Raw genomic sequence first — 24,386 nt, 5'->3', positions numbered from 1 at the left:
CCTATGAAAATCACATCATTACTTTCAGATAAACCCTATAGTGCAATCGCCATTGCTGTATGTTTCGCTGTGATGCTGATTCTGCCGTGGTTTCATGTGTTGCCACAAGATTCCGCTCTACACCTCTCTGCATATTGGGTGACTTTGATTGGCAAAATCATGTGTCTCGCCTTGGTTGCACTGGCTTTGGATCTGGTTTGGGGGTATGCCGGCATTCTAAGTCTGGGGCATGGATTATATTTTGCTTTGGGTGGTTATGCTTTTGGTATGTACCTAATGCGAGAGTCAGCAGGCGAGCAATTGCCTGACTTTATGCGTTTTCTCAGTTGGACTGAGCTGCCTTGGTACTGGGGCGGAACCCAGCATTTCTTATGGGCTTTGGCTTTGGTGATTTTGGTACCAGGTGTGATTGCCTTTATCTTTGGATTCTTTGCATTTCGTTCCAAAATTAAAGGTGTGTACTTTTCGATTATCACCCAAGCCATGACTTTTGCTGCTGCACTGTTGTTCTTCCGCAATGAAACAGGTTTTGGTGGGAACAATGGCTTTACTGGATTTAAAACCATTCTTGGGATGGATATTACCTCTGCTTCTATGCGAGCAACATTGTGTTTCCTTACGGCCTTAGTGTTGTTACTCAGCTTTATCGGCTTACGTAGTTTAATGAATAAGCCTTATGGTCGAGTGTTGGGAGCAATCCGTGATAGTGAAAACCGGTTGCAATATTTAGGCTATCGTACCCTGTGGTACAAACTGTCGGCATGGGTCCTTTCAGCGGTGATTGCCGGAATTGCAGGTGCATTGTATGTCCCACAAGCAGGCATCATTAATCCAAGCGAAATGAATCCTGTGAATTCGATTGAAATGGCGGTTTGGGTTGCAGCAGGTGGTCGTGGCACATTGATTGGCCCAATTCTAGGGGCAGGTCTGATCAATGGAGTTAAAACCTACTTTACCGTTGCATATCCTGAAATATGGTTATTGATCCTTGGTGCATTATTTATCGTTGTAACCATCTTCCTCCCTAAAGGGGTGATTGGATTGCTTGAGCGCTTTAAAAAGGAGGATCACTAATGTCAGAGCTATTGCCAGATTTGGGCTTAAATTCGCAACATGGTGGTCAAATCGGTGAGGGCTATGGTCGTCCTAAAGCTGAAGGTGCCGATTTCAGCCATGGTATTGCACTTTACTTAGAAAAAGTCAGTGTATGGTTTGATTCTTTCCGCGCTTTAAATGATTTGTCTCTTTACATTGAAGAAGGGGAGTTGCGCTGCATTATTGGGCCAAATGGTGCGGGAAAAACCACATTGATGGATGTGATCACTGGTAAAACACGTCCTACCGAAGGTTCTGCCTTTTTTGGTCAAAACTATGATCTTGCCAAAATGAGTACTGAACAAATTGCAGAAGCGGGTATTGGTCGTAAGTTTCAGAAACCGACTGTATTTGAAAATTTTACAGTGATGGAAAATCTGCTCCTTGCTGCACCAAAAGACAAAACCGTAAAAAAAAGTTTTTTCAGCAAGTTGAGTCCCGATGCACAGTTGGCTTTGGATGAATCTTTGCAACAGATTCGTTTACAAGAGTTTATTCAAAAGCCTGCGGGATTGTTATCACATGGACAAAAGCAGTGGCTTGAAATTGGCATGCTGTTGATGCAACGACCTAAACTGATCTTATTGGATGAGCCTGTAGCGGGAATGACCGATGCTGAAACTGAACGCACAGCAGAGTTATGTTTGGAATTAAAAAAGAATCATACCTTGGTTGTGGTCGAGCATGATATGAGCTTTATCGACACCATCAGTGAGAAAGTTACGGTTCTGGCACAAGGCGCCATTCTTGCAGAAGGAACCTTGGCGGAAGTACAAGCCAATGAAGATGTGATTGAAAAGTATTTAGGACGTTAAGGGGAGCAACATGCTAGAAATAAAAGACATCAATCAATTTTATGGGGGCAGTCACATTCTCCGTGATGTGACTTTAACTGCGCCGATTGGAGAGTGTTCCGTAGTTTTAGGACGGAATGGTGTGGGTAAAACCACCTTATTAAAATGTTTGATGGGAATTTTACCGATTAAGTCTGGGCAAATCTTATTGGATGGCAAAGACATTGCTAAAATGAGCCCTGAACAGCGTGTACGCGCGGGTTTAGCCTATGTTCCTCAAGGGCGTGATATTTTCTCAACCCTGACTGTAGAGGAAAATATTTTGATCGGTATGGCAAAGTTTTCAGGTGCAAAAACCCGTAAAGTCCCCGAGCATTTATATGAAATTTTTCCTGTCTTAGACGAAATGAAACATCGCCGTGGCGGTGATTTATCGGGTGGGCAGCAACAGCAATTAGCCATTGCACGTGCTTTAGCCTCCGAACCGAAAGTTTTGATTTTAGATGAGCCGACCGAAGGAATTCAGCCTTCGATTATCAAAGACATTGGTCGAGTGATTCGCAAATTGGCTGATGGTGGCGAAATGGCGATTGTACTGGTCGAGCAATTTTATGATTTTGCTGAGGAATTGGCAGATAACTATACCGTCATGGCACGTGGACAAGTGGTGGCTCAAGGCATCGGTGAAGAAATGCCTGAAAAGGGGATTCGTGATTTAGTGGCGATTTAACAGAATCGTAAAAACATTTTGTTCACCTCCCTGAGTCAAGGGAGGTGTGGTTAAACCCTATATTATTGAGGCTCAACTTTCTGATAAGAGCCTGTTGATGAAACATTCATCCCAAAACCACAATCGGCTTGTTCATTTAATTCTTTCACTTCAATAAAATTGCCTAAAGAGGCGTTATAAGTGAAATTGATGTCAATTTGACAATTTTCAAAATGATAGCTTGCTTTCTTGGCATGAAGAGGCATTTCTGTTTCAAACTCGCCAATATTTGGACCATAAATTAGGCTTCGAGCACCCATCCATAGACCAGTGAATTGAATGAGATATTTCTGATCACGTTTTTTAATGGTGATATTGTTCCATTCGCCAAAACCTGCATAACTGGCATATTCTCCTGTTAAGTCATTGTTTGGTTTTGGTGTTACTAACTTTTTTAAATTAAATTGACTGGTTTTTGTGGGTTTAATTTGAAACCACGCTCTTGCCCATAAGGGTTGATTGAGTTTGCTATACGTTAAACCCACATTATTATTGGCAATATCGATGTCATTATCTGAAACCCGAATGCCAGTGTCTTCTTCACCCACAGACTGACAAAAAGCACTCCAAGATGCTTGTCTTTGAAACTGATCAAGCGCTTTTTTATAGTTTCTCTGGTCGTAAAATTTTTGTCCCAATTTACGATATTGACTGAGTTTGGCACAACCCTGTTTTATATTTTGTTCATTGTAGTCAGCAGCATGGCTTGCTGTATTAAGTATCAATGCAAATGGTGCCAATAGACTGATTATCATTTTATTCATCGATATTCGCTCTGAAGTTCAGCAATATTGTTTATGGTTATACAACAGATTTTGAAAAAGCGACAAAAATTTTTTACGACGGATGCTGTATAAATACTGCTCTATTTTAGTCAAAATTTAATTGCATCAACACCAAATCACGCCACTTCCCAAATTTTTGTCCGACTTGTGGCATGTAACCTGTTTGTTTAAATCCGAGTTGTTGGTGTAGATAAATCGAACCAGTATTTTCGTGGTCAATTGCAGCAACCATAACGTGGATATTGTGCTGTTGAGCATGTTCAATCAATTTTAGCATTAAGCGTTTGCCGAGCCCTTGTCGAGTAAATTCTGGGTCGATATAAACAGAGTGCTCAACGGTATATAGATAACCGTTGATTGCTCTAAAGCTTGCATAATCAGCATAGCCTGCAATGGCATGAGTCGCTGTTTCTTCAGCAACAAAAAGTGGAAATTGCTGTTGTTGTAATTCTAGAAACCATTGCTGGTAATCTGCGAAAGTCTTTAATTGGCTGTTCCATGTTGCTAAACCTGTTGCAATTTCATGATTATAAATACGCATAATCTCGGTTAGGTCAGAAGCTTGAGCAGGGCGGATCTGAAAATTCATGGATACAGGTCAATGGAAAATTGATAGGGGTATTCTAAAAAGAATTATTTTTAAGGGCAATAAAAAAAGCAAAACCGAAGTTTTGCTTTTTGATCAATGGATTTAGCTCAGTCTTAGAAATGATACTTGATTAAAGCACTGACATTATTTTCATCTTTGCCTGGAACACCATATTTGTTGTGCCATACAGAGTGTTCAACACCAAGATATAGACGCGTATCTGGAGAAATGTGTTTACCCGCATTCCATTTCCATTGTGTCGTCCAGTTCAACTCGCTTGAGTGAGCAACTTGATCTTTTTCTGCAGTTGACCAATCAAGGAAACCATCTACAAGGAATTCTTCAGATGAAATTTTAAATGGAATTCCATAAGTAAATGTCAATTGATAGTCATCTTCTTGGATTTCATTATTGGCACGGTAGAAATTTAATTGCGCATATTGAAAATAAGGAATGGCTAAATCAACACCAACACCGTATAGGTAGTTGTTCATGTCTTTACCACCTTCCCAAGTAGTCGCGATTAATACGTCTTTAATTGGGCCTAATTCAAGTTTTTTCCCAGAAACAGCACCTAAGCTAAGACGTGGAGAAACCTCAAAATAAGTATCCGACTGACCATCACTGTTGGTACGGTCAGCAAAGGCAAAGAAATCACCGTATTTAAGTTTTGCAGCATACTCAAAAGTGATGGTAGATTGTTTCTCATCTGGTGTTAATTCATAGTTTTCACCATAAAGACCAGTAATACTAAAATCTTGCCAAACAGGCGCAGCTTGAGCCAAAGTTGCAGTTGAAGCGATTGCGCAGATAGCCGCAATTTGTGTAAGTTTCATGAATTCTTCCTTTCCCCCAAGAAAAGCGCTTCAAGAATACAGATTCTTAAATAAAAATAAAGCGAAAATTAGATGGAATGAAAATAAATATGTAAACATCAAGAGGTGAAATGTTTTAAAACGTGAGTCGCATATTTAAAGCAAAGATTTATAATTTATATCGATTAAAAGCTTAAGAATTAAACATAGTTGATGTTTTTAGTCAGAATTAGTCATTAAAAAATCAATTAAATCATTTAATTATAAAGTAACGTAACAAGATGTCATTTTTCATATTCTTTTCATAAAAAAGTTAAAAATCTACTTGCATATTTTCCAATATGGCCTGATATTGAATGTATAAGAACACCTATCTGCAGATCGTTAAAAGTGTTCATCTTTGCAATAGAGGAGTTACGGTTCCAATTTATTGTAGGTGAAAAGCTGTCTTATACAGCAGGCGCAAAGTGTGCCGTAAATATAAGTTTTGCACTCGTTTTTTGATTAGAAAGAGGATGTTTTTTATGAATATAGAAATCCGTACAGATAAAAATATTAGAAATAGTGATCGTTTAATTACTTACGTACGCGATGAGCTAAATCAAGAATTCCAACGTCATAGCGAACGTATTACCCAGTTTTCAGTTCATATCAGTGATGAGAACGGTGACAAAGGTGGGGCGGATGATATCCAGTGTATGATTGAGGTCAAAGCAGCGGGTTTGAAGCCAGTCGTGGTAAAACATCGAGCGAAAAACATTGATCTTTCATTACACGGTGCGATAGATCGCGTAAAGCGTAGCCTAGAGCACGTATTAGAAAAAATTGAAAATCCACGTGGTGGAAAACTAGAACTTGCTGATGCAGATGAAGCATGATCTGATAAAAAGCCCTTCGGGGCTTTTTTATGGTCTTCAATTTTATTGTTCTAAAAGAGTTATGGATTGTCTTCTTTGTCATAAATGAACAATAAATGCCATTTATAAAATAAAAGCGACACGATTAAAATTTTTCAAAGCTATTTTAAAAATATTCGTCATAATGCTGTATAGGAATAGAATAGTGAGATCAACATGTTATCAGCACAACAACAAGTCTTTATACAGGCTTTAGAAGATTTAGACCTTGCTCAAGTCAAACGTTTGCTTGCAGATGGATTTGATCCTAACTTTATGGAGCCTGAAAAAGGGCCAGCTGTTTCAATTTGGTCAGATGGATTGTTTAAATGGTGGGAAAAAATTTGTGATGCTTATGAAGCAGGTGATCCTTTAACAGCAGAACAAAAAGCGCAAGATTTACAACCACATTTAGATATCTTGGATGCTCTAATAAATGCCAAAGCAAATTTTTATTTGTGGGATGCTGAAGAGTGCTATGGTCCATTGTGGGATGCTGCAAGCGCAGCCTGTGTACCTGCAATTGACAAGCTTTTAGATCATAAGGTTGATCCGAATACCAAAGATGAAGAAGGGAAGACCATTTTATCCTCGATCAGTGATTTGTTCTTTGATTGTGAATTTGATCAAATAGATTGGTCTCAGGCTTTACCTGAAGAGAAAGAATCTTTAGAGTTACTACGTAGTCGCGGTGCGAAAATGTCCAAAGAATTATCGTAAATTTTGAGTCTTGATATGGCAATTTTAAATAGAATCACATTAGCCCTTGCTTCGAGTCTAAGTATAAGCGCAATGGCAGCAGAATTTTCTTTTGATCGTCCTGGAACAGGTTTCGGAACAGGAATCACGCCAGTGGGTCAATTGGCTTGGGAGCAAGGTCTTCCAAGTGCGACCTATACAGAAACTAAAGTAGATGGCGCAAAAGCAAAAACTGTAACCCTCAATGGCGATATGCTGCTCCGTACTGGTTTAACCTCAAGTATGGAATTACAGTTAGGCTGGCAGGGTCCAGCTTGGACACAAACCAAATACAAAGGCATGAAAGAGGATGACTCTGGCTTAGGTGATGTTTCTATTGGGATTAAAAAAGCCATCGACTTAAAAGATGATAAATTATCTATGGCGATTTTGGCTCAAGCCTTGATTGCAACGGGCAATGATGGTTTTAGTGAAGAAGATGATATTTATAGCATCGGCACATCATTAGCTTATCAGTATAACGATTTGGTCAATACTGGAATCACCATGAACTATGCTGTGCAAGATGGGCATTGGTCAGTGACCGCTGTACCTACTGTTGGTTATAAAATTGCAGGTAATCTTTCAGGGTTCTCTGAGTTTGTTTATTCAAAAACAGAAAGCCAAGACTATAAGTATGGTCTAGGCTCTGGTTTGATCTATGCGGTCAATGAACGTACCCAACTTGATGGAAGTGTTGGTGTAGATTTGGAAGGGCGAGATCGTAGTTATAAAGCTGGTTTAGGTGTGGCATTCTTATTCTAACCAATTCAGTCTGATACATCATCAAGGAGTAGTTGATCTACTCCTTGATTTGTTTTAAAAGCGAGCATTTTTGAAATGCTTTTAGAACAGTCTTATCTTGTGTATGCTGAGTTCAAAATAAGTAATAAATACAGGAGTATTAGAATGTTAGAACTGTTTATTGGTGATAAAAATTATTCGACGTGGTCGATGCGACCTTGGTTAGTAATTCAGCATTTCAACATTCCATTTACAGAGCATCTTATTCCTTTCGATCACTTTGATGTCGATAGCCAATTTAAACAAAGTATTTTAAAAATAAACCCAACTGGCAAAGTCCCAGCCTTAGTGGACGATGGCTTTTTAATTTGGGATTCTTTGGCGATTTGTGAATATCTGGCAGAAAAGTTTCCTGAAAAACACTTGTGGCCTCAAGATGTAAAACAACGTGCACGTGCAAGATCGATGTCCGCTGAAATGCACAGTAGTTTTATGGCTTTACGTAGTTGTTGTGATATGAATTTAGATGCTGATTTAAAGCATATTGGTGCACAGCTTTGGCAGGAAAATTTAAAACTACAGCAAGATGTAAAACGGATTGAACAATTATGGTCGGAGCGACCACACCCTGACAGTTTTTTATGTGCTGATGAATTTACGATTGTCGATGCTTTTTATGCGCCAGTTGTGATGCGTTTCATCGGTTATGGCATTGCCGTATCAGCGAGCAGTCAGCGTTATATCGACAAGATATTAGCGGTCCCTGCTGTACAACAATGGATAGCAGAAGCCCATGCAGAATTTCGATTTGTAGCGTGTGAAGAGCAATATCGTAGCCAAGTTTAATCTAGTGAATACCGCTTAAGCTATTTCATTGATTTGAGTATGATAGAGCTGGACTTGATTGCGCCCGGATTGTTTGGCCCGATATAGCGCTTTGTCTGCGAGATGAATAATTTTACTGATATTGTCATCGTCATTCGAGGTGGCAATACCAAAACTGGCGGTCAGCTGAACATAATGATGATCAAGCGATTCAAGCACTTGGTTTTGAATCGCCAATCGGCAGCGTTCAGCAAGTGCTTGAGCAATGTTTAAAGAAGTTTCAGGCAAGGCAATAATAAATTCTTCACCGCCATAACGAGCCACAATATCTGACTGACGAATGTGAGATGATAATAATTTGGCAACTTGACACAATGCTTCATCACCAAAATGATGTCCATATAAATCATTGATTTCTTTGAAATGATCAATATCAATCAAGATAATGGCGTAGTGGGTTTGCTTATTTTGGATATCATCAAGCTTTTCATTAAAAAAACGACGATTATATAAATTGGTCAGTGGATCCGTTTCACTGAGTTTTTTAATTAATGATTCTCTATAGCGCCACTGAGACAGCAAAATTTCACATAAAATCAAACATACAATTAAAATAGGGACAATAAAATACAACATCGTTCCTACCCAGAAGGTATTGTCATGCCGATTGTTTTCCAACAGATGTTCATTAAAAATTGGAGCGTACGGAATGATGCGCCAATAGGTACAGAACATCATTGCAATATAGAACAGCAGGGCGGTACTAATTTGCAGATAAATAATTTTTCTATTGAATAAGATTAAACCCACACCAGAAATACACACGAATGCAAAAACAGTGGCTGGACTATAAATACCGACAAGAAAGCCATCAGCAAGCATTAAGATAATAAAAATACTGATGACGATATGGGGGAGGATGGTATTTGCCCATTTTTTATTCTGAAAGAAATAACAAAATGCGATCAGGAAAAAAAGCAGTAGGGTGGAGCCAGCATTGACCATAAGTTGTGAACGAATCAAGGAGATATTGACCCATTGCCAAGTTTCTGGATTGAATAAAATAAAAACTTTCCACGCAATCCATGATAAATGAAGGGCAATAGTCAGGAACAGAATCAAGATACATTTATGTAAACTGCTCCAATTCATAATGATATTTGAATCTAATTGTTGTTTCAGCTTTTGCCAGTAATGATTAAGTCCTATATTCGATACCTTCATTCATAATTATTCCAGGATTTTTCAGTTTGCTATTCATTAAGTACTGATTAATAATTTTTTAAATTATAGTGATTAAAATTTATTAAAACAAAGAATTGTTATCATTTATTTGTTAATGAAAAATATTTTATTATTAATATAAAATAAATAGTGGTGTAATTAATTTTTAAATATACAGATGTTTTAAGATAAAACACCTGTACCCGTATAACAAGCTTTTCGATTAGTTTTCGCAATATATAACGCTTGGTCTGCTTGCTGTAATACCGCATTACTCATGCTGTCATGTTTAGAAACAGATGCACCACAGCTTGTTTGAAGTGGAATGACTTTGTTATTGATCTTTAAATCATAATGATTCATTAAAAGTGATAGACGATCTGCGATATGATGAGCTTGATCTTGAGTAACATCACTGAGAATTAAAATAAATTCAGATTCGCTATAACGACCAACAAGATCTGTTTCACGGATATTTTGCAATAACTCTTGGGCGATTGCGGCTAAAGCCTTATGTGCGATTTTTAGAGTGTATTTATTCTTGATTTCACACCAGTTATCCACACTGAGTAAAACGATACCAAAATTTGATTCAGTCTGAGGATGTAACTCTTTTAAATAGGTATTAATTGCAAACTGATTATAAATACCTGTATGTGGGTCGATTTCCAGATTATTACTGAGTTGGTTTTTATGGATTAATTTGGCAATAAAAGAATGTTTCAATACTTGATTGAATAAGGAATGAATTTTACGTCGTTTTTCTGAATAAATTTTATTACGCATAATCTAATCCATCCACACTTGGATTTTTATTGTTGATACTTAGAATGTAGCAACTTATTGGCTTAAACTCAAACTAAAGTTGAAGTAAATACTTGAAGGATATATACATAATTTTAAAAAGTGTGATTAACTTTGTAGTATAGGTTAAGAGTCTATTCGGACTGGGAAAATCCCCTAAAAATAAATCTGACAAGCAATATAGTTCCAATGAATTGTATAATTATTATTCTAGTGAATGCTCATTTTGTTTAAATGGATGATTTTATTTTTAAAGGTGAACAACAGTTTGGCTTTTAAAGCGCTTGTTGTTCACCATTTGGTCAATATTGGGATTAATCTTTATCAATTTTATGAGCGAATTCAGCAATATCTGCTAAAGATTGTTTTGCTTCATCAAACCACGGGCTAAACATTTGGAAATTATGCCACATTCCCGTATACAGCTTGTAATTGACTTGCACGCCTGCAGCTTTAGCTTCTTCTTCGAAACGTTGTGCATCTGACAACAGAATCTCTTTAGAGCCAATTTGAACTAAAGTCGGTGGCAGCCCTGCAAAATCTCCAAATATAGGCGAAAGTGGCGGTAAAGAACGATCCATGTTTTTTGGTACGTAAAAATCAATACCAGATTCAAGCGCTTCGATTGACAGTAAAGCATCATGCTTCTGATTATAGCGTAGAGATTCACCTGTTAAAGTCAGGTCTAAGAAAGGTGACATCAGGATTAAGGCGCTTGGGAGTTGTTGTTTATTTTCTTGTTTGATGCGTAGAGCGAGTGCCAAAGCCAGATTTGCACCACAGGAATCACCAGAAACAATAATGTCTTTCGCTTGCACACCTTGATCTAAAAGTTGCTGATAAATATCATAAATCGCATCACCTGCTTCAGGAAATTTGCTTTCAGGTGCGAGCGGATAATCTACATGTAAAACTTGCATTTGCGTACGTGCAGCAACTTCAGATAAAAACGCACGATGGGTTTTGATTGAGCCGACAAAAAATGCTCCACCATGAATATGAAAAATCATTTGAGTCGCATGCGCTTGCGGTTTAATTTCTTCTGCCCGAATCCCCGCAATGCGTAAAGAGCGAATCTGTACATCTTTACGTTGTGGGAAAACACGCGCAAGTTGTTCTATTCCAAAACGTGCAGTTGCAGGAGGAAGATTGAAACGACTTGGAAATTTGAAGCTAGATTTAAGAATAGATTCTGTAAGATATTGTTTCAGAGCTGAGTTAATCTTCATGTTCCTTCCATATTGTTAAACTTTTGACTTTATTTTTGTTGATTTATCAACATTTGTTACAAGGGTACACTATATAGTCACATTCAAGAATTGCTAATTCGACGTAAATTTTTGATACTATAAAGTGTCAATTAGACTAGGGAAAACAAAACAATGAAAAAAATTGTACTTGCATTAGGCTTATTATCAGCAACAGTTCTTGCAAATGCTGCGGATCCACTCAATGGAACAGTTTGGAAAACAATTGATGACACAACGAAACAGCCCAAAGCAATTGTGAAATTCACTGAACAAAAAAATGGAACATTGACGGCGACGATTCAAAGTATTTTAACGCCAGGTGAAGAAAACTCTTGTACCAAATGTGAAGGTGCTTACCACAATAAATCATTGAAAGGTGTGACGATTGTCAATGGTCTAAAAAATGTTGGTGGTAAAAACTATGACAATGGTACGATTCTAGATCCTAAAAATGGTAAGACCTATAAGCTCAAAGGTGAACTTGCTGGTAACCAGTTAAAGTTACGTGGTTATATGGGTATTTCTGCTTTAGGTCGCAACCAAACTTGGGTGCGTGCAAACTAAGCAGATTGATTCACCACAACAAAAAGCCTGATCTATTGATCAGGCTTTTTGTTGCTCGATGATTTTTATGCTGTAAGTTTTAAAGCTTTAATTTTATCTTCATCAAAACCAATTACATATTGGCCATTTTGATCAATCACGGGGCGCTTAATTAAACTGGTGTGTGTGGTAAGGGCTTGAATCAATGCTTGTTCACTCGACAAAGCCAGTTGTTGTTCTTGCTCACTGAGTTTTTTCCACGTTGTACCTTTTTTATTGAGTACAAGATCTTGCCCAATGTGATCGAGCCATTGTTTAACCGTCTCTGCATCTATGCCTTGTTTTTTATAATCATGAAACTCATAACTCAAGCCAAGTTCAGTCAGTAAATCAAAAGCTTTTTTCATGGAGTTACAATTTTTGATTCCATAAATTTTCAACATGTCTTAACCTAATATTCAATTGTTTGAGTTGACAGAAAGAGTAGCAAAATTGCCAATATGTACAGTATAAGAATAGATAAAATATTTTAAAAGACATGATTGCTGTCATCAGAATTTAACAATTTGCGCTTAATATTTTATTGAAGCGAGCAGTAGACTGGCTGATTGAATGATTTGAATCTAAAAAATAAAAAGTTGAAACTAAAGAAAATTGAAATTTAAAAAGAGAAAACCCGCATCTAATCATCCTGATTATGCGGGTCTCATTACAACGTCCAATGTCACATCCTTGAAAAATAAATATTCAAAATACTTATTTCCTTTTCTTCCTACGGCGTCCTATCCTTTTGCTGTCATCCTGACAATGTCCCTGTGCCGTGCGTGTATAATGCGCTTGTTGATATGAAGAAAATATAAGATAACACGACAAAATTTGTAAGTTATTGCCTTATAATCAGTGAACACTTGTTCACAAAAATGCTCAATTTTTATTTAAAAATTGAGCATAGGGCTGTTTAAATTTGATAATCAATAATCACAGGGGCATGGTCGCTATACCATTCATCTTTATAGACCCAAGCATTGACTGTGCGATCTTTCCAGTCAGGTGAGCATGCTTGATAATCAATTCGCCAACCGACATTTTTCGCACGCGCTTGTCCACGATTGGACCACCAAGAATACAGTTCCGCTTCTTTACGGACTTCACGAAATGTATCGACATAGCCCAGTTCATCATAAATATGATCTAACCAAGCACGTTCATGCGGTAAGCAACCTGACGATTTTTGGTTACCTGACCAGTTTTTAATATCGATTCGTTTATGCACGATGTTGTAATCGCCACATACAATGATTGACTTATCTTCATCACGCCATTGTTTTAAAATTTTTCGATATTCTTCTAAGAAGTGATCTTTACGGGCTTGTGCTTCATCACCTGATGAGCCAGAAGGTAAATACAGCGAGCAGATATGCACAGGTTTGGCTAAACCGACATCAAATTCCGCGCTAATAAAACGACCTTGGCTATCGGCAAGTTCAAAACCCAAACCATTCTGGATCGATTTAAACGGCAAGCGACTGTAAATCGCTGTACCTGCATAGCCTGATTTTTCCGCAGGGAACAGATGGGTAAACCAACCTTCGGGTTTAAATTTATCGGTCCATTGTTCATGCGTAATACGGCTTTCTTGGATACAGATCACGTCTGCATCTGACTTTTCCATCCATTCAAGTAGGCCTTTAGTGACGGATGAACGTAAGCCATTTACGTTAATTGAGACAACTCTTAAAATTTTTTGATCACTTGGATAGCTACTCTTTGGTATCATGCGCAGTCATAACCTCAATGTATGAATTTTGGAGCACCTCATGTCAACGCCAGCTCAGTTTAACCCACAAGCTTTTATCGAACTCGCATTATCACGTGGTGTGCTTAAATTTGGTGAGTTTACTTTAAAATCAGGCCGTGTGAGCCCTTATTTTTTTAATGCAGGTTTACTCAACGATGGTGAAGCATTATCGCTTTTAGCTCAAGGTTATGCAGATAAATTAACACAATGTAACAACGTTGAAGTGATCTTTGGACCTGCATACAAAGGAATTCCTTTTGTTGCAGCAACAGCTGTGGCTTTGTCACAAGTACATGGTGTAAGTGTGCCTTGGGGCTTTAACCGTAAAGAAGCCAAAGACCATGGTGAAGGCGGTGTATTGGTCGGTGCTTCAGTAGAAGGTAAAAAAGTCTGGATTATTGATGACGTGATTACAGCGGGTACCGCAATTCGTGAAGTTGTCACAATTCTTAAAAATGCAGGTGCGACAATTGCAGGCGTATTGGTTGCGCTAGATCGTCAAGAAAAAGGGCAAGGTCAATTGTCTGCCATCCAAGAAGTTCAACAAGAACTTGAGATTCCGGTGCATGCTTTAATTAGCATGAAAGACTTAATGGATTATCTTGATGCCAAAGGTGAGCAAGATGCTTTAGCAAAAATGGAAGCTTACCGTGTGAAATATGGTATATAAGTTAAAAAAAAGGATAAGATAAGGAGCATAAGCTCCTTATTTTTATGGACTATAAAGGATTAGGTGCCATTTTTAATGTTCATTCTATTGATAATCGTCGTGGTTGCTGTACTTGGCATTATGTTGGTCAAACATATCGACCAACGACGTTGGCAACGTTACCAATTTGAGCGGGATATGTTTTTTCGGCAATATCCATTTCAATGGAAAGGTTTAGAACAGTTTGAGCTGGTTTTAAATATCAACGTGCACGCCCAGAAAAAATTAATCAATGAATTGATGTTAAGAGCATCTGAGAACAGTTATATCAAGAAATCACGTATTCAACGTGAACCTGAATGTTCGAGACAGCAATACTCGATTAAAGTCATGATTCAAGATTTAACCATTGGTCACTTAGAAAAGAAATATGCTGACTTACTGGGAGAAAGTTTAGATCAAACCGATTTTGAAATTGGTCGTCCAATAGAGCTGGATGCTGAAATCATTGTGTTTGAAAAAGATGATATCGAGTTGGGCTGTCGTGTCAAACTGGCCTTACCGCGTGATCCACGGACTGCACATCAATACCTGATAGAAAATAGCCAACAACAATTTCAAGAAAAATAAGCTTAATCAGCAGGTGAATTGAGCAAGTAGATACTTTGCTCAATCTGTTTTTGATCTTGCAAGGTGCGGACAATTCGATGGGTTTTAGAATCTTCAACAATAAATTTGAGTGTATATTCCTTTAAATGCTGCTGAGCAACCAACGTGGCGGCCAGTTGGTCATGCTGTCTGAAAATTTGAATCTGTAGTGCCTGATCTAAACAATTTTGAAACTGTAAGTCCTTATAGCCATACACCACAGTTGCATCACTGCCTAAGGGGGTAAAGCGTTCATGTTCTTGGTAAATATCAATCGAATGTGAATGTCGTTCTATGATGGTTAAACCTGCTTTTAACGCATTGATATAGAGCAAACAAGAAATTTGACAGATCCCACCACCCAAATCTTCTGAAATTTTTCCATTGACCAGATTACGTCCTGTTTTATAGCCATTGTTTAATGTCGGGGCTGTTACCAAATGCCAAAATGAAAAGATTTGATTTGGCTCAATGACCAAACCGTTTAAGGCCTCAATCGCAAGATCAATGTTATGGGTTTTATTTTCAAAATAATGATTTATCTTGATGCTTTGTTGGGTTGAAATTTGCTGGTCTGCTTGCCACAGTGCTTGATGTTTTAAGGCAAACGGTAGCTTCGAGAAAAGGTGTTCACGACAATACCTGCGTAATAACTGATAAAGCAGTTTCCATGATTTGGGTAAATATTGCCGCATATTCCACCTGCTTATTCTAATTGTTTACTGACGGTTGTTTTTCTAAAACGACAACCAAGTATGATGCATATTCTTTTAAAAATGAACGGCACATCAAGCTGTCTAGGCTTCTAAACAGTGGGCGTAAAATCGTTGGAATACGATGGATAGGGAAAAATAAAAAGCCCTGACTTTCAACCAGCTTCCATTGAGTACCAAGCAGCTTTTCAATCTCTGCCACTGTCATTTGATGAGCAGCATGCCAGCTTTGTTGTTGATGCTTTACAGCTTGTCGACGTTTGGCGGAGGGGAAATCAAAAATAAGCTTGCCATTGGGTTTTAATTTTTGCTGCGCCTGATTTAGAAACTGTTCAGTGGTTGCGTGGTCTTGATGCATGATCACATGAAAGCTATAAATCACCTCAAGCTGATGATTTTTGATTGGAATTTCAGTCAGAGAGCCTTCAAGCAAGATTTTATGTGGATATTTTTCTCTAGCGACTTTCAGCATTTCAGGGCTGAAATCTACACCATAATCGGCATAATCGAGTAAACGACCTGTACCACAACCGATATCCATACAATGTGTAGGTGCTGTTTTACTGAGAATACGCTTGAGAAAAGCACGCTCTTGTTGGTCTAAATATTGCCCATAACTGTTGTTAAAACGGTTGTTATCGTAGTCGTGCGCAAGTTTGTTATAGTAATTTTTAATCTCTGATGAGTCGTTTTGATCTAGCATAGTGATCACGCATTAATTATCTGTTTTGCCATTGATGTGCTTGTACTTACTGGGCTGATGTTAGATCTATGCGGTAGGGCATAAATTTTTTATACCTTCTACTTTTTGATAGGTATAGGTTAAGGCATAATTTTCAAGAAAGGTCTGTTCTAATACCAACTGATCTTTTTTTAATGATTTGATGACGAGCGTTTGGTTTGCTGCTTCATCTGGGTAAAGCAAATAGAGGCTGTTATTTTTAATTTTGTATTTTGAAACCTCAGGTGGTTCTGGCGAGCTGACGGTTTTATTTTTAAAGTCACACTCAAAAGGATATAAGGTAGCGGTGTCTTTGCCATCTAAATAAGCGACATTGGCAATTCCATTGTTCAAAGGCAACATCGCCCAATAACCTTGTAATAAATTATTTTTTTGCGCAAATGTATTTGATGTAATAAATAAAATAGAACACGCAATATAAATATTTTTTTTCAACATGTTATATATCCCACTATTGTTTTATTCGTCGAAAATATTGATTTAGAGTCAATCCTACTCCGAATATTATTTTATTTGAAGGCTTATTTCTGGGTTATTTCACAAGCCTTACACTCTAACAGCATGCCTATTTTTTCCTGACGTCCTTGTTCTGTCAATACCCACGGACGATTCTGCCAAGGCGGAAGATGACGCACATGTTGTTGATGCCCACACGCAAGTTCAGCAACATAATGTTGCTCCTCATCCAAATGAAATCCCACAATGGCTTGTTGCATTTCGATCATCATATTCACAATAATTGCTAAGAGTTTAGCGAAATTTCGGAAAAGTACACCAGATTCTCCGCTATACTGCATTCAATCCAAAATTTTATAAGAGCATCAATATGCGCGTACTTGTTGTGATGGATCCCATCGAAAGTGTAAACCTGAAAAAAGACTCAACAATGGCAATGTTATGGGCGGCTGCACGTCGAGGGCATGAGTTAGGCTATGCATTACAACAAGATTTATATATTGACCAAGGCAAAGCATTTGGTTTGATTTCACCGCTTCAGGTTTTTGAAGATTATGATCACTATTATGAGTTAGGTGAAAAAGCCAAAGAGTCGCTTGCAACGTATGATGTGGTGTTGATGCGTAAAGATCCGCCTTTTGACATGAATTTTGTTTATACCACTTATATTTTGGAACAGGCAGAGCGTGAAGGGGCGTGGATTATTAACAAACCACAAAGTTTGCGTGACTGTAATGAAAAATTGTTTGCGACCCAATTTCCAGATCTACAAGTACCGACTTTAGTGACCTCGCAACAAAGCTTGATTCGTGAATTCTTAAAAGAACATGGTGACGTTATTGTTAAGCCACTGGATGGTATGGGTGGAATGGGGATCTTCCGCTTATATCAAGATGGGGTCAATATTGGTTCAACCATTGAAATTTTAACTGAAAATGGCACACAACCGATTATGGCACAACGTTATATCCCTGAAATTGTGGATGGTGATAAACGTATTTTGCTGATTAATGGTGAGCCTGTACCTTATTGCTTGGCTCGTATTCCTCAAAATGGTGAGGTGCGTGGAAATTTGGCAGCAGGCGGTTTAGGTGAAGCTCGTCCATTGACTGAAAATGACAAAGCCATCGCTGCCAAAGTTGGACCATTCTTAAAAGCCAAGGGTTTGGTTTTTGTCGGATTAGATGTGATTGGAAATTATGTCACTGAAATCAATGTCACCAGTCCAACCTGTATTCGTGAAATTGATGATCAATTTGGTACTTCAATTGCAGATGATTTGTTTAATGTACTAGAAGCCGGCCAGTCAGTTTAATTTAAGCTGGATACTGCATTTTAAATCTCAACTAAAAAATAGAGTCGTTCATGGCTCTATTTTTTTGCTGTCGATTGAATATAAAAATGATAAATCATCGAGAAATATAAAAAAATAACGTTTAATTCCACTTTTTTTAACGGATTAATGATAAAAGTAGTTTAAACTTTCAAATCAGTAGAAAAAAACAATGAAAGGCTTGGTGAAAAAAAGTAAATAAACTTTTCCCCATAGCGGATTGTGATTACAATTGGTTGTTTAAGATATTCGTTAAATATTTATTTTTGCATTGAAGAATTAGACCGTGACCGAACCCCAGCAAAGCACACCGAAACACATCATGATGATGGCGGCAGGTACAGGTGGACATGTATTCCCTGCACTGGCAGTTGCAAAAGAATTGCAACAACAAGGCAGCCAAGTGTCTTGGTTGGCGACTCCGACAGGTATGGAAAATCGACTTTTAAAACAACATGATATTCCAATCTATCACATTGACATTCAAGGTGTACGTGGCAACGGTATTGTACGTAAATTGGCTGCACCCTTTAAAATTTTAAAAGCAACCTTGAGCGCAATGCGCTATATGAAACAGCTCAATGTCGATGCAGTGGCTGGTTTTGGCGGTTATGTTGCGGGTCCGGGTGGTTTGGCTGCACGTCTGTTGGGTATTCCTGTGATTATTCACGAACAAAATGCAGTGGCAGGCTTTACCAATACCCAGCTTTCAAGAATTGCTAAAAAAGTCTGCGAAGCATTTCCAGATACTTTTCCGAAAAGTGAAAAAATTGTGACGACAGGTAATCCTGTACGGTCAGAAATTACCGCAATTTATAATCCTTCTTTTCGTTATAAAGAACGCGAAAATGCGGCTGAACCCTTACATATTTTAATTGTTGGCGGTTCTTTGGGTGCGCAAGCCCTGAATGAATGTGTACCTCAAGCCTTAAAACAATTTGATGTTCCATTAAAAGTATTTCATCAGTGTGGGCAAAATAAACAAGAGACCACACAGGCTTTATATGCGGATGCACCTGCAAATATACAGGTTGAGGTTCAGCAATTTATTGAAGATATGGCACTGGCCTATAGCAACGCAGATTTAATTATTTGTCGTGCAGGCGCACTAACGGTTACTGAAGTGGCGACGGCTGGTGTGGCAGCTGTATTTGTGCCATTACCAAGTGCGGTGGACGATCACCAAACTGCCAATGCACGATTTTTGGAGAAAACAGGTGCTGCGAAAATCTGTCCGCAGCAGAGCATGACTCCAGATTCGTTAAAGGATTTACTAACACCGTTGATGAACCGCCAATTACTGATGGAAATGGCGGTAAAAGCTCGTCAACAAGCTCAACCAGATGCAACACAACGTGTGGTTGGTTTAATTCAAGATTTGTAAGTTAGAGTTGATTATGTCTCCAACAAGCCCTGCTGATAAAGCAAAAAACCTAATTAAAATTCCAGAGATGCGCCGTATTAAACATATCCATTTTGTGGGTATCGGTGGTGCTGGGATGTGTGGTATTGCAGAAGTATTGAAAAACCAAGGCTATAAGGTTTCTGGTTCTGACATTAAGGCATCAAAAACAACGGTTCAACTTGAAGAAAACGGCATTAAAGTTTTTATTGGACATACGGCAGACAATATCAAAGGTGCAAATGTACTGGTTGTTTCTACTGCAATTGACCCTGAAAATTTAGAAGTAAAAGCAGCAATTGAAAATCGTATACCCGTAGTGCGCCGTGCAGAAATGTTGGGTGAATTGATGCGTTATCGTCATGGTATCGCGGTTGCAGGAACCCATGGTAAAACCACCACAACCAGTTTAGTGACCTGCATGTTGGCAGAAGAAAACATGGATCCAACTTATGTGATCGGTGGTCTGTTAAACCGTACCGGTGTTAATGCTGCGTTGGGTGCTAGTCGTTTCATTGTCGCAGAAGCAGATGAATCAGATGCATCATTTTTACATCTAGAACCTATGGCGGCCATTGTTACCAATATTGATGCAGATCATATGGATACTTATGGCGGTAGTTTTGATGTACTTAAAGACACCTTTATCAAATTCTTACAGAAAATGCCGTTCTATGGCTTGGCTGTAGTGTGTGGTGATGATGCCAATATTCGTGAAATCATGCCACGTATTGGTCGTCCAGTATTGACCTATGGTTTTAATGAAGACAATGACATTCGAGCAATTGATGTTGAACAAGTCGGTATGCAGTCAAGCTTTACTGTATTACGAAAAGGTCGTGAGCCATTACGTTTAACCATTAATCTTCCCGGTTTGCATAATATTCTAAACGCACTGGCTGCGATTGGTATTGCAACGGATGAAGGTGTGTCTGATGCTGCGATTGCACGTGCCTTAGAAAGCTTTAGTGGTGTAGGTCGCCGTTTCCAAGTTCAAGGTGAGTTTGAATTGGATGAAGGTACAGTAAAACTTGTAGATGATTATGGGCATCACCCGAAAGAAGTCGAAGCGACCATTAAAGCTGCACGTGCCAGCCATCCAGATCGTCGTTTGGTGATGATGTTCCAGCCACATCGTTATAGTCGTACTCGTGATTGTTTTGATGATTTTGTAGATGTGTTGTCACAAGTCGATCAATTGTTGTTGTTAGAAGTATATCCTGCAGGTGAGAAACCGATTGTTGGTGCAGATAGTCGTTCATTAGCTCGGAGTATTCGCCTGCGTGGTGAAGTTGAGCCGATCTTGATTGACCCAGTGGAAGGCAATTTGCAGAACGCGATACAAAAAGTGTTACAAGCGAATGACTTGTTATTAACACAAGGTGCGGGTAACGTGGGAGCAATTTCTGTAGAATTGGCTCAAAACCAACTGTATTTAAAATAATTGATTTGGCTTTGTTTAAATTTGGATTTGAATAAAGCCTCGAAATTAAATTGACTAACTTATAAGTTTAAGGATTTAAACGTGTCAAATGCTTCTAAATTCGGCAAAGTAGCGGTGTTGCTTGGTGGGAAATCTGCTGAGCGTGAGGTGTCATTAGATAGTGGTAAAGCTGTTTTAGAAGCATTATTACGTTCGGGTGTGAATGCGGAAGGCTTCGATCCACAAGAACGTAGCGTGACGGAACTTGTGGGCTATGATCGCGCATTTATTGTATTGCATGGTCGTGGTGGTGAAGACGGTCAAATCCAAGGCGCGCTAGAATGGATGAATGTACCGTATACAGGTACAGGTGTTCAGGGTTCAGCAATTGGTATGGACAAAGTTAAAACCAAACAAATCTGGCAAGGTTCAGATTTACCGACAGCACCGTATCGTATTATTTCCAAAGATTCTGATTTAACTGAAGTGATTGAAAGCCTTGGCTTACCATTAATCATTAAGCCTGTACATGAAGGTTCTAGTGTTGGTATGAGCAAGGTTGAAAAAGCGGAAGACCTTGCTGCTGCAATTGAAAAAGCCACAGTACATGATGCTGTGGTGATGGCTGAAAAATGGATCACGGGGCGTGAATACACCATTTCTTTCCTCAATGGTTTGCCATTACCTGTGATTCGTTTGCAACCGCCTGCTGATGTTGCATTCTATGACTATGAAGCAAAATATAACCGTAATGACGTGGAATATGGTATTCCATGTGGTTTAAGCGAGTCAGAAGAAAAGAACTTACAAGAATTGTGTTTACGTGCTTTCCAAGCAGTCGGTGCCAGTGGTTGGGGACGGATTGATGCGATGTTAGATGAACAAGGTCATTTCTGGTTATTAGAGGTGAATACAGTGCCTGGCATGACCAGTCACTCGCTTGTGCCTAAAGCCGCAAAAGCTGTAGGTTATAACTTTGATGAATTGTGTGTTGCGATTTTAGCGCAAACGCTCACGGAACAAGCACACTAAGTTTATGGCTCAACTTCCTGCTTCGATGCGTCGCAAACGTGCGGCAATTACATCAATACACGATAAGCCGCCAACACGTCAGGAAAAGCTTCTCAACGTGGGAAGCTGGTTGCTTATGGTCATTGCTATTGCTGTGCTATTTGCAGGAATCTATGGTCTGTATAAAGTGATTACCGATGCTCGGGTGGCCACACTTCAAGTGGTAGGTACCACCTCACAGGTAGAGTCACAAGCGATTACACAACATTTGGCGCCTGTTGTTAAAAATAATTATTTCACCTCGGATTTAGAACAGATTCGAGATAAAGCACTAGAAGTATCATGGGTGGATCGTGTTGTGGTTTCACGGGCATGGCCAAATGGTATTCGCGTGCGGATTATGCCGCGTCATGCAATCGCACGTTGGGGAACCGGGCGATTACTGAGTGATGCTGGAGATGTCTATACAGAAGCGGTGGCGAAGAATTATTCAAACTTGCCATTGCTTCATGGGCCGCTCAGCCAATCCAAAGTGATGATGCGTCGCTATAATGAAATTAATCAATTATTTCACCCAGTCAACTTACGTTTAAAAGAGCTTTATCTCACTGAACGTATGACTTGGTTTATGCAGTTTGATTCGGGACTACGGGTGATCGTAGATCAAGATCAAACCATGAGTAAGCTACAACGTTTAAGTCACTTGGCTCAAACTGATTTGAAACCCGCTTGGTCGAATATTTCCGCCATTGATTTGCGCTACCGAAATGGTTTGGCAATTCAATGGAGAAATTCTATTTCACCAAAGATTGTGAATGGTCAATTTGTTGTAACCAGTAATGACATAAGCGTTGCAGGTGGGATGGTTGCACAGCCATAATACGTGGCTTGAAAAAGAGGCATATAGCCAAACATAAACAATGAAGATAATGGTAGCAAAGTGATGAATGAAGCTGTTCCCTCAGTTGTTGCAATTGACATTGGGACACATAAAGTTTCAGTACTGATTGGTAAAGTACATGCCCCTGATAATATTCAGGTTATTGGCATGGCAAGCGCACGCAATAAAGGAATGAATAAAGGCAAAATTGTGAGCCTTGATAAAGTCACAAATGCAATTAAACAAGCCGTTCAAGAAGCTGAAGATATGGCTGAGTGTCGTATTCATTCAGCTTGGGTTTCAATTCCAAGCACCGAATTACAAAGCCATTATGCGATTGGTCGTACACCGATTTCAAATTCAGAACATACCATTACGACAACTGAAGTGGTGCGTGCATTAGAGCTTGCTAAAGCCAGTCATATGACAGCCGATCATTACTTAGCAAGTGCAGTGCCTTTAGGTTTTGAGTTGGATGATTCAAGTGAGTGGGTACAGAACCCAATCAATTTATCTGCCAATAGTATGACAGCCCATTATCAATTGATGATGATGCCAATTAGCACTATGCAGAACTTGGATCGTGCAATGAAAGGCGCCAATATTTCGGTTGAAAAAATGGTGGTGTCTTGTTTGGCAACTGCAGAAGGCAGTTTGCTGAAAGATGAAAAAGAATATGGCGTTTGTTTACTCGATATCGGTGCTGGAACGACCAATATTGCAGTCTATATTGAAGGGCATTTGGCATTAGCTCATACCATTCAATGTGGTGGTGAAAATGTCACCCGTGATATTGCCACTGTATTGCAAACCACAACCGAAGAAGCTGAACGGATTAAGTTACTGCATGGTTGTGTCGACATTCACCAAGTTAAACCGGATCATATGATTCAGTTTGAGGCAATTGATGGCCCACAAACCATTAGTCGTATTGAGTTGACTGAAATTATTATCGCACGTTATGAAGATATCTTAGGTAAAGTACGATACGAATTAGAACAACGTAGTGCACTACAAAGTTTGTATCATGGTGTAGTACTGACAGGTGATGTTTGCCAGATTGAAGGCATGGTGACATTGGCTCGTCGTATGTTGGGTATCTCTGCACACTTAGGCAATCCACCGTTACAAGTGGTGACCGATGATCAGAATTTACCATCTTTACGTCGTTCAATGTATGCTACAGCAGCAGGGTTACTTTTGTTTAGTCAAAGTGACATGCAAGAGGCGATTGAAGAACCTGAAGTTCAAGGTGGAAGACCATTCTTTGATCGGATTGTGAATGGTTGGAATGCCTTAAATAACAAATTAAAAGGTATTTTTTAGGTGTGGTTTTTTGGGGAATATTGTTAGGAAGTTGTAAGTGTTCTGTCCAATACTTGACAAGCTCTGCAATGAACAGCATCCTAAAAACAATTTTTATTATTGAAGATCAAGGCAGTATACGGGCTTAAGTGACT

General features: G+C 38.9%; 28 protein-coding genes. 16 read left to right on the top strand and 12 right to left on the bottom strand.

All coding sequences use genetic code 11. The features are described 5' to 3' along the window. Positions 1-3 precede the first annotated feature (3 nt). The 3 genes from urtC to urtE are packed head-to-tail and all read left to right on the top strand — an operon-like array spanning position 4 to position 2,619. Positions 4-1,074, top strand: coding sequence for an urea ABC transporter permease subunit UrtC (urtC, locus tag ACQ7EO_RS20700; protein WP_434278603.1), 1,071 nt, complete (start codon positions 4-6; stop codon positions 1,072-1,074). Continuing rightward, on the top strand, positions 1,074-1,910 hold the full coding sequence (gene urtD / locus ACQ7EO_RS20695; protein ID WP_434278602.1) for an urea ABC transporter ATP-binding protein UrtD: 837 nt from the start codon (positions 1,074-1,076) through the stop codon (positions 1,908-1,910). Before urtC ends, urtD begins: the two co-directional genes overlap by 1 nt. Positions 1,911-1,920: 10 nt before the next feature. Continuing rightward, positions 1,921-2,619 (top strand): urea ABC transporter ATP-binding subunit UrtE, encoded by a 699-nt coding sequence (gene urtE, locus ACQ7EO_RS20690; protein WP_434278601.1) that lies wholly within the window; start codon positions 1,921-1,923, stop codon positions 2,617-2,619. Between the two features lie 62 nt (positions 2,620-2,681). Here the strand turns inward: urtE and ACQ7EO_RS20685 are convergent, their stop codons facing one another. The 3 genes from ACQ7EO_RS20685 to ACQ7EO_RS20675 all read right to left on the bottom strand — a co-directional run bounded on the left by ACQ7EO_RS20685 (position 2,682) and on the right by ACQ7EO_RS20675 (position 4,868). Next, positions 2,682-3,422, bottom strand: a complete 741-nt coding sequence (locus ACQ7EO_RS20685; RefSeq protein WP_434278600.1) for a hypothetical protein — start codon at positions 3,420-3,422, stop codon at positions 2,682-2,684. A 106-nt stretch (positions 3,423-3,528) separates the two neighbouring features. Continuing rightward, entirely contained in the window at positions 3,529-4,032 is a 504-nt protein-coding gene (locus ACQ7EO_RS20680) for a GNAT family N-acetyltransferase (RefSeq protein ID WP_096732573.1), read from the bottom strand. A gap of 113 nt (positions 4,033-4,145) precedes the next feature. Further along, positions 4,146-4,868 (bottom strand): outer membrane protein OmpK, encoded by a 723-nt coding sequence (locus ACQ7EO_RS20675; protein ID WP_244014641.1) that lies wholly within the window; start codon positions 4,866-4,868, stop codon positions 4,146-4,148. Between the two features lie 503 nt (positions 4,869-5,371). On the opposite strand from ACQ7EO_RS20675, the gene ACQ7EO_RS20670 reads away from it, so the two are divergent. The 4 genes from ACQ7EO_RS20670 (at position 5,372) to ACQ7EO_RS20655 (ending at position 8,071) form a co-directional block, all read left to right on the top strand. Then, positions 5,372-5,725: an HPF/RaiA family ribosome-associated protein gene (locus tag ACQ7EO_RS20670; protein WP_004718651.1), complete on the top strand. Its 354-nt coding sequence runs from the start codon at positions 5,372-5,374 to the stop codon at positions 5,723-5,725. 195 nt (positions 5,726-5,920) lie between these two features. Next, positions 5,921-6,463: an ankyrin repeat domain-containing protein gene (locus ACQ7EO_RS20665; RefSeq protein ID WP_034611217.1), complete on the top strand. Its 543-nt coding sequence runs from the start codon at positions 5,921-5,923 to the stop codon at positions 6,461-6,463. 15 nt (positions 6,464-6,478) lie between these two features. Further along, complete coding sequence (locus tag ACQ7EO_RS20660; RefSeq protein WP_004818363.1) at positions 6,479-7,246, top strand: transporter; 768 nt, start codon at positions 6,479-6,481, stop codon at positions 7,244-7,246. 144 nt (positions 7,247-7,390) lie between these two features. Further along, the gene (locus tag ACQ7EO_RS20655) at positions 7,391-8,071 is read left to right on the top strand and encodes a glutathione S-transferase family protein (protein ID WP_434278599.1); all 681 of its coding nucleotides are present in this window, start codon (positions 7,391-7,393) and stop codon (positions 8,069-8,071) included. A 15-nt stretch (positions 8,072-8,086) separates the two neighbouring features. On the opposite strand, the gene ACQ7EO_RS20650 is transcribed toward ACQ7EO_RS20655, so the two are convergent. From ACQ7EO_RS20650 to ACQ7EO_RS20640, 3 genes are all read right to left on the bottom strand, one after another. Then, positions 8,087-9,274: a GGDEF domain-containing protein gene (locus ACQ7EO_RS20650; RefSeq protein ID WP_419330297.1), complete on the bottom strand. Its 1,188-nt coding sequence runs from the start codon at positions 9,272-9,274 to the stop codon at positions 8,087-8,089. A gap of 183 nt (positions 9,275-9,457) precedes the next feature. Next, positions 9,458-10,060, bottom strand: a complete 603-nt coding sequence (locus tag ACQ7EO_RS20645) for a GGDEF domain-containing protein (protein ID WP_096732581.1) — start codon at positions 10,058-10,060, stop codon at positions 9,458-9,460. Positions 10,061-10,392: 332 nt separating this feature from the next. Then, positions 10,393-11,307, bottom strand: a complete 915-nt coding sequence (locus tag ACQ7EO_RS20640) for an alpha/beta hydrolase (RefSeq protein ID WP_434278598.1) — start codon at positions 11,305-11,307, stop codon at positions 10,393-10,395. Between the two features lie 153 nt (positions 11,308-11,460). Between ACQ7EO_RS20640 and ACQ7EO_RS20635 the strand changes: the two genes are divergently transcribed. Continuing rightward, on the top strand, positions 11,461-11,892 hold the full coding sequence (locus ACQ7EO_RS20635; RefSeq protein ID WP_034611232.1) for a DUF2147 domain-containing protein: 432 nt from the start codon (positions 11,461-11,463) through the stop codon (positions 11,890-11,892). A 65-nt stretch (positions 11,893-11,957) separates the two neighbouring features. On the opposite strand, the gene ACQ7EO_RS20630 is transcribed toward ACQ7EO_RS20635, so the two are convergent. Together ACQ7EO_RS20630 and ACQ7EO_RS20625 are read right to left on the bottom strand one after the other, a co-directional pair. After that, positions 11,958-12,314: a Spx/MgsR family RNA polymerase-binding regulatory protein gene (locus ACQ7EO_RS20630; RefSeq protein ID WP_034611235.1), complete on the bottom strand. Its 357-nt coding sequence runs from the start codon at positions 12,312-12,314 to the stop codon at positions 11,958-11,960. A 515-nt stretch (positions 12,315-12,829) separates the two neighbouring features. Further along, complete coding sequence (locus ACQ7EO_RS20625; RefSeq protein ID WP_004818376.1) at positions 12,830-13,648, bottom strand: exodeoxyribonuclease III; 819 nt, start codon at positions 13,646-13,648, stop codon at positions 12,830-12,832. A 40-nt stretch (positions 13,649-13,688) separates the two neighbouring features. On the opposite strand from ACQ7EO_RS20625, the gene pyrE reads away from it, so the two are divergent. Together pyrE and ACQ7EO_RS20615 are read left to right on the top strand one after the other, a co-directional pair. Next, the gene (gene pyrE, locus ACQ7EO_RS20620) at positions 13,689-14,339 is read left to right on the top strand and encodes an orotate phosphoribosyltransferase (RefSeq protein WP_004718641.1); all 651 of its coding nucleotides are present in this window, start codon (positions 13,689-13,691) and stop codon (positions 14,337-14,339) included. Between the two features lie 75 nt (positions 14,340-14,414). Then, the gene (locus ACQ7EO_RS20615; protein ID WP_004718640.1) at positions 14,415-14,948 is read left to right on the top strand and encodes a hypothetical protein; all 534 of its coding nucleotides are present in this window, start codon (positions 14,415-14,417) and stop codon (positions 14,946-14,948) included. 2 nt (positions 14,949-14,950) lie between these two features. Here the strand turns inward: ACQ7EO_RS20615 and ACQ7EO_RS20610 are convergent, their stop codons facing one another. From ACQ7EO_RS20610 to ACQ7EO_RS20595, 4 genes are all read right to left on the bottom strand, one after another. Then, positions 14,951-15,661 carry a VanW family protein gene (locus tag ACQ7EO_RS20610; RefSeq protein ID WP_434278597.1) on the bottom strand — a complete coding sequence of 237 codons (711 nt, stop codon included), beginning with the start codon at positions 15,659-15,661 and terminating at the stop codon, positions 14,951-14,953. A gap of 16 nt (positions 15,662-15,677) precedes the next feature. Further along, the gene (locus tag ACQ7EO_RS20605; RefSeq protein WP_434278596.1) at positions 15,678-16,382 is read right to left on the bottom strand and encodes a class I SAM-dependent methyltransferase; all 705 of its coding nucleotides are present in this window, start codon (positions 16,380-16,382) and stop codon (positions 15,678-15,680) included. A 66-nt stretch (positions 16,383-16,448) separates the two neighbouring features. Continuing rightward, entirely contained in the window at positions 16,449-16,859 is a 411-nt protein-coding gene (locus ACQ7EO_RS20600) for a hypothetical protein (protein WP_434278595.1), read from the bottom strand. A gap of 83 nt (positions 16,860-16,942) precedes the next feature. Then, complete coding sequence (locus tag ACQ7EO_RS20595; protein ID WP_034611335.1) at positions 16,943-17,137, bottom strand: DUF3565 domain-containing protein; 195 nt, start codon at positions 17,135-17,137, stop codon at positions 16,943-16,945. Positions 17,138-17,247: 110 nt separating this feature from the next. On the opposite strand from ACQ7EO_RS20595, the gene gshB reads away from it, so the two are divergent. From gshB to ftsA, 6 genes are all read left to right on the top strand, one after another. Continuing rightward, positions 17,248-18,192 (top strand): glutathione synthase, encoded by a 945-nt coding sequence (gshB, locus tag ACQ7EO_RS20590; RefSeq protein WP_034611251.1) that lies wholly within the window; start codon positions 17,248-17,250, stop codon positions 18,190-18,192. Positions 18,193-18,496: 304 nt separating this feature from the next. Further along, on the top strand, positions 18,497-19,594 hold the full coding sequence (gene murG, locus ACQ7EO_RS20585) for an undecaprenyldiphospho-muramoylpentapeptide beta-N-acetylglucosaminyltransferase (protein ID WP_034611255.1): 1,098 nt from the start codon (positions 18,497-18,499) through the stop codon (positions 19,592-19,594). Positions 19,595-19,607: 13 nt separating this feature from the next. Continuing rightward, a complete protein-coding gene (murC, locus tag ACQ7EO_RS20580; protein WP_004818388.1) occupies positions 19,608-21,056 on the top strand; it encodes a UDP-N-acetylmuramate--L-alanine ligase in 1,449 nt (482 codons plus the stop codon). Positions 21,057-21,137: 81 nt separating this feature from the next. Continuing rightward, positions 21,138-22,067: a D-alanine--D-alanine ligase gene (locus tag ACQ7EO_RS20575; protein WP_434278594.1), complete on the top strand. Its 930-nt coding sequence runs from the start codon at positions 21,138-21,140 to the stop codon at positions 22,065-22,067. A gap of 4 nt (positions 22,068-22,071) precedes the next feature. After that, complete coding sequence (locus ACQ7EO_RS20570; protein WP_434278593.1) at positions 22,072-22,926, top strand: cell division protein FtsQ/DivIB; 855 nt, start codon at positions 22,072-22,074, stop codon at positions 22,924-22,926. 63 nt (positions 22,927-22,989) lie between these two features. Next, entirely contained in the window at positions 22,990-24,252 is a 1,263-nt protein-coding gene (gene ftsA / locus ACQ7EO_RS20565; protein ID WP_004718623.1) for a cell division protein FtsA, read from the top strand. The last annotated feature ends 134 nt before the right edge of the window (positions 24,253-24,386 follow it).

The organism is Acinetobacter sp. CE-15 (genome assembly GCF_051059255.1).
Lineage (GTDB): Bacteria > Pseudomonadota > Gammaproteobacteria > Pseudomonadales > Moraxellaceae > Acinetobacter > Acinetobacter guillouiae.
This window is presented reverse-complemented; position numbering and strand designations above follow the sequence as displayed.

Coding starts and splice junctions, on each gene's coding strand:
- urtC (WP_434278603.1), top strand. CDS start 4: ATGAAAATCACATCATTACTTTCAGATAAACCCTATAGTGCAATCGCC.
- urtD (WP_434278602.1), top strand. CDS start 1,074: ATGTCAGAGCTATTGCCAGATTTGGGCTTAAATTCGCAACATGGTGGT.
- urtE (WP_434278601.1), top strand. CDS start 1,921: ATGCTAGAAATAAAAGACATCAATCAATTTTATGGGGGCAGTCACATT.
- ACQ7EO_RS20685 (WP_434278600.1), bottom strand. CDS start 3,422: ATGAATAAAATGATAATCAGTCTATTGGCACCATTTGCATTGATACTT.
- ACQ7EO_RS20680 (WP_096732573.1), bottom strand. CDS start 4,032: ATGAATTTTCAGATCCGCCCTGCTCAAGCTTCTGACCTAACCGAGATT.
- ACQ7EO_RS20675 (WP_244014641.1), bottom strand. CDS start 4,868: ATGAAACTTACACAAATTGCGGCTATCTGCGCAATCGCTTCAACTGCA.
- ACQ7EO_RS20670 (WP_004718651.1), top strand. CDS start 5,372: ATGAATATAGAAATCCGTACAGATAAAAATATTAGAAATAGTGATCGT.
- ACQ7EO_RS20665 (WP_034611217.1), top strand. CDS start 5,921: ATGTTATCAGCACAACAACAAGTCTTTATACAGGCTTTAGAAGATTTA.
- ACQ7EO_RS20660 (WP_004818363.1), top strand. CDS start 6,479: ATGGCAATTTTAAATAGAATCACATTAGCCCTTGCTTCGAGTCTAAGT.
- ACQ7EO_RS20655 (WP_434278599.1), top strand. CDS start 7,391: ATGTTAGAACTGTTTATTGGTGATAAAAATTATTCGACGTGGTCGATG.
- ACQ7EO_RS20650 (WP_419330297.1), bottom strand. CDS start 9,274: ATGAAGGTATCGAATATAGGACTTAATCATTACTGGCAAAAGCTGAAA.
- ACQ7EO_RS20645 (WP_096732581.1), bottom strand. CDS start 10,060: ATGCGTAATAAAATTTATTCAGAAAAACGACGTAAAATTCATTCCTTA.
- ACQ7EO_RS20640 (WP_434278598.1), bottom strand. CDS start 11,307: ATGAAGATTAACTCAGCTCTGAAACAATATCTTACAGAATCTATTCTT.
- ACQ7EO_RS20635 (WP_034611232.1), top strand. CDS start 11,461: ATGAAAAAAATTGTACTTGCATTAGGCTTATTATCAGCAACAGTTCTT.
- ACQ7EO_RS20630 (WP_034611235.1), bottom strand. CDS start 12,314: ATGTTGAAAATTTATGGAATCAAAAATTGTAACTCCATGAAAAAAGCT.
- ACQ7EO_RS20625 (WP_004818376.1), bottom strand. CDS start 13,648: ATGATACCAAAGAGTAGCTATCCAAGTGATCAAAAAATTTTAAGAGTT.
- pyrE (WP_004718641.1), top strand. CDS start 13,689: ATGTCAACGCCAGCTCAGTTTAACCCACAAGCTTTTATCGAACTCGCA.
- ACQ7EO_RS20615 (WP_004718640.1), top strand. CDS start 14,415: ATGTTCATTCTATTGATAATCGTCGTGGTTGCTGTACTTGGCATTATG.
- ACQ7EO_RS20610 (WP_434278597.1), bottom strand. CDS start 15,661: ATGCGGCAATATTTACCCAAATCATGGAAACTGCTTTATCAGTTATTA.
- ACQ7EO_RS20605 (WP_434278596.1), bottom strand. CDS start 16,382: ATGCTAGATCAAAACGACTCATCAGAGATTAAAAATTACTATAACAAA.
- ACQ7EO_RS20600 (WP_434278595.1), bottom strand. CDS start 16,859: ATGTTGAAAAAAAATATTTATATTGCGTGTTCTATTTTATTTATTACA.
- ACQ7EO_RS20595 (WP_034611335.1), bottom strand. CDS start 17,137: ATGCAACAAGCCATTGTGGGATTTCATTTGGATGAGGAGCAACATTAT.
- gshB (WP_034611251.1), top strand. CDS start 17,248: ATGCGCGTACTTGTTGTGATGGATCCCATCGAAAGTGTAAACCTGAAA.
- murC (WP_004818388.1), top strand. CDS start 19,608: ATGTCTCCAACAAGCCCTGCTGATAAAGCAAAAAACCTAATTAAAATT.
- ACQ7EO_RS20570 (WP_434278593.1), top strand. CDS start 22,072: ATGGCTCAACTTCCTGCTTCGATGCGTCGCAAACGTGCGGCAATTACA.
- ftsA (WP_004718623.1), top strand. CDS start 22,990: ATGAATGAAGCTGTTCCCTCAGTTGTTGCAATTGACATTGGGACACAT.